The organism is Methylobacterium sp. ME121, assembly GCF_000974725.1.
Classification (GTDB): domain Bacteria; phylum Pseudomonadota; class Alphaproteobacteria; order Rhizobiales; family Beijerinckiaceae; genus Methylobacterium; species Methylobacterium radiotolerans.
The window spans coordinates 76,379-88,685 of sequence record NZ_BBUX01000012.1; the positions used below are offsets into that span (position 1 = coordinate 76,379).

Annotated in this window: 11 protein-coding genes; 6 read left to right on the top strand and 5 right to left on the bottom strand. The window is 69.9% G+C overall.

Going from position 1 to position 12,307, the window contains the following annotated elements; genetic code table 11:
* Window positions 1-17 precede the first annotated feature (17 nt).
* Together ME121_RS11030 and ME121_RS11035 are read right to left on the bottom strand one after the other, a co-directional pair.
* Complete coding sequence (locus tag ME121_RS11030; protein ID WP_089231446.1) at window positions 18-1,133, bottom strand: methyl-accepting chemotaxis protein; 1,116 nt, start codon at window positions 1,131-1,133, stop codon at window positions 18-20.
* 219 nt (window positions 1,134-1,352) lie between these two features.
* On the bottom strand, window positions 1,353-2,237 hold the full coding sequence (locus ME121_RS11035; RefSeq protein ID WP_012321974.1) for a fumarylacetoacetate hydrolase family protein: 885 nt from the start codon (window positions 2,235-2,237) through the stop codon (window positions 1,353-1,355).
* A gap of 435 nt (window positions 2,238-2,672) precedes the next feature.
* On the opposite strand from ME121_RS11035, the gene ME121_RS11040 reads away from it, so the two are divergent.
* Entirely contained in the window at window positions 2,673-3,962 is a 1,290-nt protein-coding gene (locus tag ME121_RS11040) for an OmpP1/FadL family transporter (RefSeq protein ID WP_244413137.1), read from the top strand.
* 181 nt (window positions 3,963-4,143) lie between these two features.
* On the opposite strand, the gene ME121_RS11045 is transcribed toward ME121_RS11040, so the two are convergent.
* Window positions 4,144-5,925 carry a PHA/PHB synthase family protein gene (locus ME121_RS11045; protein ID WP_041372857.1) on the bottom strand — a complete coding sequence of 594 codons (1,782 nt, stop codon included), beginning with the start codon at window positions 5,923-5,925 and terminating at the stop codon, window positions 4,144-4,146.
* A 216-nt stretch (window positions 5,926-6,141) separates the two neighbouring features.
* Between ME121_RS11045 and ME121_RS11050 the strand changes: the two genes are divergently transcribed.
* The 4 genes from ME121_RS11050 (at window position 6,142) to ME121_RS11065 (ending at window position 8,677) form a co-directional block, all read left to right on the top strand.
* Window positions 6,142-6,528 (top strand): hypothetical protein, encoded by a 387-nt coding sequence (locus ME121_RS11050; RefSeq protein ID WP_106427872.1) that lies wholly within the window; start codon window positions 6,142-6,144, stop codon window positions 6,526-6,528.
* Between the two features lie 111 nt (window positions 6,529-6,639).
* On the top strand, window positions 6,640-7,857 hold the full coding sequence (locus ME121_RS11055; RefSeq protein WP_024828312.1) for an LL-diaminopimelate aminotransferase: 1,218 nt from the start codon (window positions 6,640-6,642) through the stop codon (window positions 7,855-7,857).
* A 134-nt stretch (window positions 7,858-7,991) separates the two neighbouring features.
* Window positions 7,992-8,204 carry a hypothetical protein gene (locus ME121_RS11060; protein ID WP_012321979.1) on the top strand — a complete coding sequence of 71 codons (213 nt, stop codon included), beginning with the start codon at window positions 7,992-7,994 and terminating at the stop codon, window positions 8,202-8,204.
* A 113-nt stretch (window positions 8,205-8,317) separates the two neighbouring features.
* Window positions 8,318-8,677 (top strand): hypothetical protein, encoded by a 360-nt coding sequence (locus tag ME121_RS11065; RefSeq protein WP_059408844.1) that lies wholly within the window; start codon window positions 8,318-8,320, stop codon window positions 8,675-8,677.
* Window positions 8,678-8,698: 21 nt separating this feature from the next.
* Here the strand turns inward: ME121_RS11065 and ME121_RS11070 are convergent, their stop codons facing one another.
* A complete protein-coding gene (locus tag ME121_RS11070; protein ID WP_024828311.1) occupies window positions 8,699-9,037 on the bottom strand; it encodes a DUF3140 domain-containing protein in 339 nt (112 codons plus the stop codon).
* A gap of 188 nt (window positions 9,038-9,225) precedes the next feature.
* On the opposite strand from ME121_RS11070, the gene prfB reads away from it, so the two are divergent.
* A protein-coding gene (gene prfB, locus ME121_RS11075; RefSeq protein ID WP_106427873.1) for a peptide chain release factor 2 occupies window positions 9,226-10,354 on the top strand; the annotation gives its coding sequence in 2 pieces (ribosomal slippage) (window positions 9,226-9,294 and window positions 9,296-10,354; 1,128 coding nt in all).
* Between the two features lie 186 nt (window positions 10,355-10,540).
* Here the strand turns inward: prfB and ggt are convergent.
* Window positions 10,541-12,142, bottom strand: a complete 1,602-nt coding sequence (gene ggt, locus ME121_RS11080) for a gamma-glutamyltransferase (RefSeq protein WP_059408845.1) — start codon at window positions 12,140-12,142, stop codon at window positions 10,541-10,543.
* Window positions 12,143-12,307 lie beyond the last annotated feature (165 nt).

Below are 12,307 nucleotides of genomic sequence, written 5' to 3' on the forward strand. Positions count from 1 at the left end.
GGATCGGCGGCCAGAAATCAAGCGGGCCGCGCGCCCGAACGCCCGACCGAGGGGTCGGTCTGGACGATCATGCCGTACCAGCCCAGCCCGCGATACGTCTCGTAGCCCGGTGTCCGATGGAACGCCGTGACCGTGCCCGTCCGCGGATCCCGCGCGACGCCGCTCGTCTGGCCGTCCATCCGGCAGGAGACCCGTTCGGTCAGGAGCCCGGCCTGGTCCGAGGCGGCCAGCACCCGGCCGCCGGCGTCGACCAGCAGCGCGCGGGTGCGGTCGCGGTCTTCCGGCGCGACGCGGATCCCGGAGACGATCGCGTGCGCCTGCGGCGCCCAGTCGAAATGGATCGCCAGGACGCCGAGCGGGGCGCCGTTCGCCCGGCCGTCCGCCCGCACGCTCGCCGCGTAGGTGGCCACCTGCGCGCCGCCCAGCGCCTCCTCCCGACGCACGTCGGCGCACACGAAGGCGTCGCCGCTCTGCAGGGCGAGCGCGTCCCGGAACCACGCTTCCCCCGCGACGCTCCGGCCCCGCAGGCCGGGATAGCGATCGGCGCGGCCGGTCGTGAGGATGCGGCCGTCCAGGTCGCAGACCCAGAGATCGAGATAGACGGTGTAGGCCGAGAGGATGATGCCGAGGCGCTCGCCCGCGAGGGCCGCCGCGACCGGGCCGGGATCGGCCGCGCAGGCCACGACGGCGGCGTCGGTCGCCCACCAGCGCACGTCGCAGGTGCGCTCGTAGAGATTGCGATCGATCAGCTCGACCGCGTTGAGCGCGAGATCGACCAGCCGCTCACCCTGGACGCGGCCCGCCATCGTCTCGACGGTGCGTTGCAGCTCGACGATGCGGCCCGCCAGGTGAAGCTCCAGCTCGCCGGCGATGACGTCCACGGACTCGCCGAGGGCGCGCACCTCCTGGGCAACGACCGCGAAGCCGCGTCCCTCGTCTCCCGCCCGTGCGGCCTCGATGAGGGCGTTGAGGGCGAGGATCTTGGTCCGCGCCGTGATCCGCCGGATCCGACCTGTCTTCTCCTGAGCCGCCTGCTTCACGGCATCGGCCAGGATCTCGATCGACCTGAGCGTCGGCGGCTCGGACTCCGATCTGAACGTCCGGCCTCTTGAAAAATCAATCTTGGTCGTCATGTCGGGCCCGATTGGCGATGCGGGCATTTTACATCGATGCTATAACGCTGTCTTAATTGGCCGATATTCCTGATCTAACTTGCAACGTTAAAATAAAATCAGAATTCAATCGAGGGTATGTAGAAACCCCGTCCGGACCCGGCGTCGGGCGATCACCGATATCGGTGGGGTGTCCCGGAGAACAGGCCGCCGCCCGGGCGCAGGCGGCGGCCCAGCCTGTCAGTCCGTCGGCTCCCCGGCCGAGACCTTGGCGGTCCAGTCGTCGAACGCGATGACCTTCTGGCGCTGCTCGCCGAGCCGGTCGATGCGCAGGACCATCTCGTCCCCGGCCTTGAGGTAGCGCGGCGGCTTCATGCCGAGGCCGACGCCCGGCGGCGTGCCGGTGGTGATCACGTCGCCCGGCTCCAGCAGCATGAAGTGCGACGTGTAGGCGACGAGCTGGGGAACGTCGAAGATCATCGTGGCGGTCGAGCCGGTCTGCCGGCGCTCGCCGTTCACGTCGAGGCTCATGGCGAGGTTCTTCAGGTCGGGAATCTCGTCGAGCGTCACCAGCCAGGGCCCGAGGGGGCCGAAGGTCGGCGCGCTCTTGCCCTTCGTCCAGGTCGGACCGCGGTTCATTTGCCATTCGCGCTCGGAGACGTCGTTGCAGATGCAGGCGCCCGCCACGTAGCTCAGCGCCTCGTTGGCGTGGACGTAGCTGGCGCGCCGCCCGATCACCACGGCGAGCTCAACCTCCCAGTCGGTGCTGTGCGACCCCTTCGGGATGATGACCGTGTCGTTCGGCCCGCACAGGCTGGACGGGGCTTTGTTGAAGATGATCGGTTCCGCGGGGATCGGCGAGCCGGTCTCGGCGGCGTGATCGGCGAAGTTCAGGCCGATGGCGACGACGTTCCGGGTGCCGCCGACGCAGGGGCCGAGGCGCACGTCCGGAGGCAGCTTCGGCAGGGTCTCGGGATCCAGCGCGCGCAGCCGCGCGAGCGAGTCGGGCGCGAGGGCCGGCCCGGCGATGTCGCGCACGATGCCCGACAGGTCGCGCAGCCCCCCGCTGGCATCCACGAGGCCGGGCTTCTCGTCGCCGCTCGGGCCGTGCCGGAAGAGCTTCATGGTCGCACTCCTCATCCTTCCCTGAACCGGTCTGCGCCGGACGCCGGGACCATGGCCGGGCCTCGACCCGGGTGCAAGGCCGGCCGCGGCTACGGGTCCGCCCATCGGGTGTCGCAGCCGGGCCACAGGACGGCGGAAAAGTGCAGGGTCGGCGACATCTGGATATATTGTTCCTGCCGCCGTCTCGGTGCGAGACCCCGGATCAAGACTGAAGAGTCTCGATGATCGCGCGCTTTCGCTTGTGAAGGTGCCGTTTACCGATCGTAATCTACTGTTATTCCTCTCGGTGCCGAAAATGATCAGGGTCATTGCGGTCCTGCGCCCGAAAACGGCACCATGCACGAAAGGTCGCCGCATAACGGGTCTCGAACAATCGACGGCGCCCAGCAGAACGAAGGCTTGGGGGAACAGATGGGCGGGACGGTTCGCGCTGCGATGCTGGCGGCGACGGCGGTGATCCTCGGCGCCGGGCAGGTGCAGGCGGGGGCGTTCGGGATCCGGGAGCAGAGCACCGAGGCCCAGGGACTGGCCTTCGCGGGCGCGGCGTCGGGATCGGGCGGCGTCTCGTCGATCTTCTGGAATCCCGCGACGATCACGATGAACCCGGGCTTCGTCGCGGAGCAGAACTTCACCTATATCGGCCTCTCCTCGGAGATCCGGCCCGCGCCGGGCACCAATCCGGGCTTCGCGCGGCTGGGCGGCTCGGGTGAGCTGGGCCAGGGCGCCGTCGTGCCGGCGGGCGCCACGTCCTATCAGCTCAACGACCGCCTCTGGCTCGGCCTCTCCACCGGGGCCCCGTTCGGCCTCGTGACCAAGCCGCGCGACGTGTGGGCCGGCGAGGTCTACGGGCGCTCGTCGCGGATCTTCTCGCTGGCGATCAACCCGGTCATCGGCTTCAAGGTCAACGAGTGGCTCTCGATCGCGGCCGGCCCGAACATCGAGTATTTCCGCCTGACCCTCCGGCAGGCGCTGCCGATCCCCGGCATCCTGCCGACCTCGTACCCGAGCTCCTTCCTCAAGGGCGAGTCCTGGGGCGCGGGCTTCACCGCCGGCGCCACGCTGACGCCCCGCGACGGGACCGTGCTGGGCATCGGCTACCGCTCCTCGGTGCACCACGACATCGACGGCTCGATCGGCGTGCCGCTCGTCGCCCTGGCGCCGCTGGCTGGGCAGGTCCGCGCCAAGCTGAACACGCCCGACAAGCTGAGCGTCGGCCTGACCCAGGCGGTCTCGCCGGTGGCGCGGGTGAATCTCGGCTTCGAGTGGGACAACTGGTCGAGGCTCGGCACCATCGGCATCGTGTCGAAGACGATCGGCCTGCCGGTGAACAACCTGCCGCTCAACTACAAGGACGGGTTCACCTACGCGATCGGCGCCGAGTACGACGCCTCGCCGAACCTGACGCTGCGGACCGGCTTCGCCTACGAGACCTCGCCCATCGACTTCCGGAACCGCTCGGTGCGCCTGCCGGACGGCGACCGGTACAACGTCTCGGTCGGCGCGAGCTACCGCTGGAGCCAGCAGCTGACGCTGAACCTCGCCTACTCGCACTTCTTCCTGGACCGCTCGCGGATCCTCGCGGGCATCGGCCGCGACTACAACATCAGCAACATCGCCTTCGCGGGCGTGGTGGATTCCAGCGCCGACATCGTCTCGGTGGGCTTCCGCTACGTCTTCGGCGCGCCGCCGGCCCCGGCTCCGGCGCCGCTCGTGCGGAAGTACTGACAGCCAGCTCAGGTTGCGTGCTTCGCTGCCGCCGTCGTTGCGAGCGCAGCGAAGCGATCCAGGGCAGCGCCGCGCTGACAGGTGTCGCGCTGCCCTGGGTGACGTCGCTCCGCTCGTGATGGCGGGGCGGCTCCGTGATCGTCGCGGCCGATCACCCGTCGACCAACGCGCGTCGCGCGCCTCAGGCGCGCATCCGCACGTAGGTCCCGGGCGCGGGGCCCAGGGATTGAAGAGCGTCGCCGCCCGGCTGACGGGCGGGCACCCGCTCCGGAGCCTGCGCCTCGATCCACTGGAACCAGTAGGGCCACCACGAGCCCTTGGTCTCGACCGCGGCCCTGATCCACTCTTCGAGCGTCCCCTTCACGGGGCCGCCGGTCCAGTAGCCGTATTTCGGCTTGGACGGCGGGTTGATCACGCCGGCGATGTGGCCCGAGCCCGCGAGCACGAAATCGACCTTGCCGCCGAACACCTTCGAGCCCTCGAAGACCGACAGCGCCGGCGCGATGTGGTCCTCGCGGGTGGCGAGGTTGAAGATCGGAACCTGCACCTTCCGGAGGTCGAGGCGGACGTTGCCCAGCACCATTCGGCCCTGCGCCAGCGTGTTGTTGAGGTAGCAGTTGCGCAGGTAGAAGGAATGGTTGGCCGCCGGCATCCGGGTGGCGTCGGAATTCCAGTACAGCAGGTCGAAGGCCGAGGGCGCCTTACCCTTGATGTAGTTGTTCACGACATAGGGCCAGATCAGGTCGTTCGGCCGGAGCATGTTGAAGGCGTTCGCCATCCGGGCGCCCTCGAGATAGCCCTGCTCGGCCATGCGCGCCTCGACCTGGCGGATCTGCTCCTCGTCGGCGAAGACCTTCAGGTCGCCCGCGTGGGTGAAATCGACCTGCGTGGTGAGCAGCGTCGCGCTCTTGATCCGGCGGTTGCCGGTCGCGGCCTGCATGGCGAGCGTCACGGCGAGCAGCGTGCCGCCGACGCAGTAGCCCGCCGCCGTGACCTCGTTCTCGCCGGTGGCGACGCCGATCGCGTCGATGGCCGCCTCGATCCCCTCGCGCATGTAGGACTCGAAGTCCTTGTCGGCGTGGCGCGTATCCGGGTTCACCCAGGAGATGCAGAAGACCGTCAGCCCCTGATCGACCATCCACTTGAAGAAGCTCTTCTGGGGGTTGAGATCGAGGATGTAGAACTTGTTGATCCAGGGCGGGACCATCAGGAACGGGCGCCGCAGCACGGTCTCGGTGGTCGGCGCGTACTGGATCAGCTCGATCAGGTCGTTGCGGAACACCACCTCGCCGGGGGTGACCGCCATGTTGCGGCCGACCTCGAACCCGCTCGGGTCGGTCTGGCGTACCCGCAGCTGCCCGCCGCCGGCCTGCAGATCCTCCTCGTACATCTTGAGGCCGCGGACGAGGTTGGCGCCGTTCTCCTGCAGGGTGTGGCGGATCAGCTCCGGGTTGGTCGGCAGGAAGTTCGAGGGCGACAGCATGCTGGTGAGCTGGCGCAGGTAGAACTGCGCCTTGTGGCGGGTATGCGCGTCGAGACCCTCGGCCTCGTCCACGAGGCTCTCGGCCCAGCGGGTTGCGAGCAGGTAGGCCTGCTTGATGAAATCGAAATACGGGTTGGTCGACCACTCGGCATGGGCGAATCGCGCGTCCCGGGGCTCGGGCAGCGCCACCGGATCGGCGGGCTGGCCCTGCAGGCGCAGGTAGGTGGAGCCCCAGAGCGACAGGAAGGCCTGCGCCAGGCGGGCCTGCGCCTCGGCGCTGCGGTTCGGGTCGGCGAGCCAGGCCTCGGCCACCTGACCGAGCACCTTGGCCGCCTCGTTCATCTCGCTGCCGGGCGCGCCCGCTTGGCCCTCGGGCCCGAGGAGGCGGGCGACGTTGCGCCCCATCGCCTCGACGAACTGCCCGGCATTTCGGGAGAGCGCCTCGAAATCCGGCATCGGGGCGACCGTGCCGTCCGGCATCGCGCCGTTCGAGACCGACTTCGGAGGGGCGGTCCGATCCGGCGCCTGCGGGCTCGTCAAACGTGCCTCCCTGTGCTTCATCTGTTGACCCGATGGCGCGGGCCTCGTTTCCGACAAAATAAGGAGCGAGCCAGAGTTTTCGCCAGCCCGGCTCAGGACGTCGCCGAAACATCCGGCCGATCTTTTCATACGCATGTGACGATGGATCGTGCCATTTTGAACCCCGCCGTCCGCCCGCGTCGCGCCGGTCCGCTGCGCCGCCTGACGCGCGTGGCCGGCCTGGGCGTGCTGGTCGGCGCGCTCGGGGCCTGCTCGGGCGACGTCGTCCGCTCGCTGGCCTCCGATGCAGGCTACGGGCCGCGGGTCGTCGCGGCCCCGGATTTCGTCGCGGACACGCGCAGCAAGGTGCAGCCCGACTTCATGCCGGTGGGCGTCGACGCGCCGAAGCGGCCGGTCCGGGCCAAGTCGGTCACGGGCCAGAAGGCCCTGGAGGCGGAGCTGGAGGGCGCCCGCGGACGCAACGAGGCCCGGGGCCGCGCCGCCGCGAGCGCCGGGCGGGGCGCGGCCGCCACCATCAAGCCGGCCCCGGCGGCGCCGCAATAGCCGGCCCTTTTTCTGGGTCGGCGACGGCCCGCAACTCTGCTAGAGCAAGTGGTTCGCCCGACCGGCCCAGACGAGAGACGCCGGATCCGGGACGCGCCGATGGACACGCCCATGACCGACTTCCACCGCATCAAGCGACTGCCGCCCTACGTCTTCGAGCAGGTCAACCGGATCAAGGCCGCCGCCCGAGCGCAGGGCGCCGACATCATCGATCTCGGCATGGGCAACCCGGATCTGGACGCCCCGAAGCACGTGATCGCCAAGCTGTGCGAGACGGCCGGGCGGCCGCGCACGGATCGCTACTCGGCCTCCAAGGGCATCGCGGGCCTGCGCAAGGCCCAGGCGGGCTATTACCAGCGGCGCTTCGGCGTGACCCTGAACCCCGACACCCAGGTGGTGGCGACCCTCGGGTCGAAGGAAGGGTTCGCCAACATGGCCCAGGCGATCACCGCGCCGGGCGACGTCGTGCTGGTGCCGAACCCGAGCTACCCGATCCACGCCTTCGGCTTCCTGATGGCCGGCGGCGTCATCCGCTCCGTGCCGGCCGAGCCGACTCCCGCGATGTTCCCCGCCCTGGAGCGGGCCATGCGCCACTCGATCCCGAAGCCGGTGGCGCTGGTCGTGTGCTACCCGTCGAACCCGACCGCCTACGTGGCGAGCCTCGACTTCTATCGGGACCTCGTGGCCTTCGCGAAGCAGCACGAGCTGATCCTGCTGTCGGACCTCGCCTACGCGGAGGTCTACTTCGACAACAACCCGCCGCCCTCGGTCCTGCAGGTGCCCGGCGCCATCGACTGCACGGTGGAGTTCACCTCGCTGTCGAAGACCTACTCGATGGCCGGCTGGCGGATGGGCTTCGCGGTGGGCAACGAGCGCCTGCTCGCGGCACTCACCCGGGTGAAGTCCTACCTCGATTACGGCGCCTTCACGCCGATCCAGGTCGCCGCGACCGCCGCGCTCAACGGGCCGGACGACTGCATCCACGAGATGCGCAGCATCTACAGGAAGCGCCGCGACGCGCTGGTGGAATCCTTCGGCAAGGCCGGCTGGACCATCCCGTCGCCCGCCTCCTCGATGTTCGCCTGGGTCCCGATCCCCGAGCGCTACCGGGAGCTGGGCAGCCTCGAATTCTCCAAGCTGCTGCTGGAGAAGTCCGACGTGGCGGTCGCGCCCGGCATCGGCTTCGGCGAGTTCGGCGACGAGTACGTCCGCATCGCCCTCGTGGAGAACGAGCAGCGCATCCGGCAGGCGGCGCGAAACATCCGGCGGTTCTTCGACGGCACCGACAAGACGCTGCACAACGTCGTGCCGATGGCCCGGGCCGGGTAGCCGGGCCCGCGCAGATTGTTGCCGCGGGGCGACAGACCCGGTCAAAGGTGTCGGCGCCCCGCGCCGGCGCTTGTCAGGGCGGGGCGCGATGGCCAGGGTCAGGTGCGGGGGTCTTCCCGCGTCCCGAGTGTCGCATGCGCCGCCTGAACCTGATTGCCGCCCTGCTGCTCGCCGCCGCGGCCTCGGCCTGCGCGCCGAACCCGATCATCGCCCGGGATCCGATCCCCGCGCCGGGACCGGCGGACGTGTACGCGTGCGACTCGAAGCCGTTGCCGGTCAACGCCTTCATGACGGATTGCCGCCCCGTTCCGGCGAGCCCGCAGGTCGTGCTGCGCGCGCGCGGCTGATCCCGCCCGGGATTTCGGTAACCGGTCGATTCGGATCCGACGGACAAGCCGCCCGCGATCAGCTAGACTGTAGGCCAGATGCCGGCTCGTCCGGCCCCCTGACGGAGCATCGCGTGAGCACCAAGACCCTGATCGCCGCCGGACTCTTCGCCCTCCTTGCGGGGCAGGGCGCCTCGGCCTCGGACGCCGCCTACCCGGCGGCGCCCTTCCAACCTCGCGCCTTCGTGTTCACCGCCCCGAACGGCCCGACCGTCCTGGAGACCGACGGCTGCTGCCAGGTCGTCGTACCGCCGGGCCGGCCCGACCTCGCCCAGCCGGCGGTCCCGGTGGCCGAGGTGATGAACGGCGGCGGCTTCGGCTACACCGGGTTCGATTACTACAACGACCAGATCACCGAGGGCCGGTTCGGCGCGCGCAAGCGGCCGCGGGAGTACGTGATCGCCCCGTCCTACATCGTGCCGCCGCGGTACTGAGCCGCCGGGCGCTCCGGGGCCTCAATCCTTGTGCGGATCGTGGCCCCAGTTCATCAGCGACATCCGCCAGGGTGAGTCCGGATCCTTCCGGGCCGCGCCGCCCTGCTTGAGGTGGCGGTGGACGTAGCCCACGACCTTGCGCATGGCAGTGTAGTCGTCGTCGGTCAGATCCGCTTTCTTCTTGTCCTTGATGGCCAGGATGCGCCGGCCCATCTCGTGGCCGGTCGATTCATCGCCGTCCTTCTTCTGGCCGACCTCCTTGCTGGCGTCGCTGTCGAGGTGCTTCTTCAGCGCGGCCGGCGTCATGTTGACGGCCTCGTTGAAGTCCTTCCACGTCGCCGCGTGATCGTCATCCGCCATCTACAAGCCTCCTTCGTCCGTGCCCGACAACGCGCCCGGCGCGGACCGGCTCGCGCGCATCCCTGCGGTCGGGCGCCGCACGGGGGGAGGGTTGGACGGCTTGGCGGCGTTTACAGGTCGGTCCCCGGGGGCTATCACCCCCGCCCGACACCAAACCCCTTCCCCGCACCCCATCCCCGAAAAACCAGATGCGCGCCGAGATCGAGCAAGCCTCGGATGCCGCCAAGCAGTCTATAGGGCTGCTGAGGAGGCATCTTTGACTGGGACACAGTCGATAAACGCCTCGCGGAGCTGAACGCAGCCTCCGAGGACCCCGACCTCTGGAACGATGCCGAGGCCGCCCAGAAGGTCATGCGCGAGCGCCAGCAGCTCGACGAGGCCGTCACGGCGATCAAGAAGCTCGAGCGCGACCTCGAGGACGGCGCCACGCTGATCGAACTCGGCGAGATGGAGGGTGACGAATCCTCGATCCGAGAGGGCGAGGCGGCGATCCTGGCCGTCGAGAAGGAGGCCGCGAGCCGGCAGGTCGAGACCCTACTGTCCGGCGAGGCCGACGGCTTCGACACCTATCTCGAAGTGCATGCGGGCGCCGGCGGCACCGAGAGCCAGGACTGGGCCAACATGCTCCAGCGCATGTACGCCCGCTGGGCCGAACGCCGGAAGTACAAGGTCGAGGTCGTCGAGATGACTGACGGCGAGGAGGCCGGGATCAAGGGCGCCACGCTCCTGATCAAGGGCCACAACGCCTACGGGTGGCTCAAGACCGAGTCCGGCGTGCACCGGCTGGTGCGGATCTCGCCCTACGATTCCAGCGCGCGGCGGCACACCAGCTTCGCCAGCGTCTGGGTCTACCCGGTGATCGACGACCGGATCGAGATCGAGATCAAGGAATCCGACTGCCGGATCGACACCTACCGGTCGTCCGGCGCCGGCGGCCAGCACGTCAACACCACCGACTCGGCGGTGCGCATCACCCACAATCCCACCGGGATCGTGGTGGCGTGTCAGCAGGAGCGTTCGCAGCACAAGAACCGGGCGACCGCCTGGAACATGCTGCGCGCCCGCCTGTACGAGCTGGAGCTGAAGAAGCGCGAGGAGAAGGCCAACGCCGAGGCCGCCGCCAAGACGGATATCGGCTGGGGCCACCAGATCCGGTCCTACGTGCTGCAGCCGTACCAGCTGGTGAAGGACCTGCGCACCGGCACCCAGTCCACCGATCCGGACGAGGTGCTCGACGGCGACCTCGACCCGTTCATGGAGGCCTCGCTGGCCCAGCGGGTCTACGGCGGCGGCGAGGCGGTCGAGGATATCGACTGATCGGCGGTCTCGATCCGCAACGCCGTCATCACGAGCGGAGCGAAGTGGCCCAGGGCAGCACGCGATCGCTCAGCGTGGCGCCACCCGGGATCGCTTCGCTCCGCTCGCAAAGACGATGTGCTGACAAGGCTCGCCGTTGCCCGCACCGAAGGATGAGCGCCGGAGGCGCCCATCCTCACATACGCATCAATACCCCAGCGCCGCCCCATCCTTGCGCGGGTCCGAGCCCGCCGCCAGCGTGCCGGCCTTCCGGTCGATCCAGATGATCTGGCCGCCGCCGAGCGGCAGCGGCGCGCGGATCGCCGGGTGGCCGCGCTCCTTGAGCCCCGCCATCACCGCATCGGGGATCCCGCCTTCCACCTCCAGGCTGCCGCCGTAGGCGAAGCTGCGCGGCGCATCGAGGGCCTCCTGCACGTCGAGGCCCCGGTCGAGCAGGCCGGAGAGCAGCTCGACATGGCCCATGGCCTGGTAGTGGCCGCCCATGACGCCGAACGGCGCGACGGCCTGCCCGTCCTTCATCAGCATGCCCGGGATGATCGTGTGCATCGGCCGCTTGCCCGGCCCGACGCTGTTCGGGTGGCCGCCCTCCGTGCGGAACGACAGGCCGCGGTTGTGCAGCAGCACGCCGCTCTCGGGTGCCAGGATGCCGGAGCCGAAGCCCTGGAAGATCGAGTTGATCAGCGACAGTGCGTTGCCGTCCCGGTCGACCACGCAGAGATAGACCGTGTCCTTGTGGGCGCGGCCCTCGGCCATCTCGCGGGCGATCTCGGGATAGATCTCGGGCTCCCGGGCCCGGCCCATGTCGATCGCCCCGTGGGCGGCGGCTTTCCAGGCGTCGGAGAGCAGGTGCTCGATCGGCACGTTGGCGAGGGCGGCGTCGCCGAACAGGACGTCGCGGTGATGGTAGCCCTGCTTGCACACCTCGGCGAAGAGGTGGAGCCGGTCGAGGTCCGAGAGGGCGCCGACGTCGTAGTGCGAGAGCACGTTGAGCATCATCAGCGCCGCCAGCCCCTGGCCGGCGGGCGGGCACTCGTAGACGTCGTAGCCGCGGTAGCGGGTCGAGACCGGCGTGACGATGTCGGGCCTGGCGGCCGCGAAGTCGTCCAGGGTGTGCAGGCCGCCGAGGGCGTTCAGCCGGCTCACCATGTCCTCGGCGACGGGGCCTGTGTAGAAGGCGCGCGCACCCGCCTCGGCGATCGCCCGGAGCGTCGCGGCGAGCTTCGGCAGACGGACGACGCTGCCGATCGCCGGCGGTCTCCCGCCGGGCAGGTAGGTCTCGGCGGCGTGCGGGTCCGCGGCGACGCGCTCGGCGCCGCGCAGCCAGTCCCAGCCCACCCGCTGCTGGACGACGAACCCGTCCTCCGCGTAGCGGATCGCCGGCTGGAGCAGCTCGCCGAGGGAGCGGGTGCCGTGCTCGCGCACCAGCAGGTCCCAGGCCGCGACCGCGCCCGGCACCGTCACGGCGTGCGGCGAGGTCGGCGTGATCCCGACGCCGTGCTCGGCGTACCATTCGGGTGTGGCGGCGGCCGGCGCCCGGCCCGAGCCGTCGAGGGCGATCGGCTTGCTGGCGCCGGCGGGGGCGTAGAGGGCGAAGCAGTCGCCGCCGATGCCGGTCATCAGCGGATCGACCACGCATTGCACGGCCACCGCCGCGATGCCGGCATCGACGGCGTTGCCGCCCGCGCGCAGCACCTCGACGGCGGCGAGCGTCGACAGCGGGTGCGAGGTCGCGACGGCGGCGTTGGCGGCGTAGACCGGGGAGCGGCCGGGGGCGGAGAAGTCTCTCACGGGATGTCCTGCTGTGATGACCGCCTCAGGGAGACGGGATGGCTTGATCCAAGACGCGACCTCATTCTGAGGTGCCGGAGCGCAGCGGAGGCCTCGGAGGAGGGCCTCAGGGATCCCAAGGCCGGCCTGAGCTATCCCGCGAGGCTCGCTGCGCTCGCACCTCAG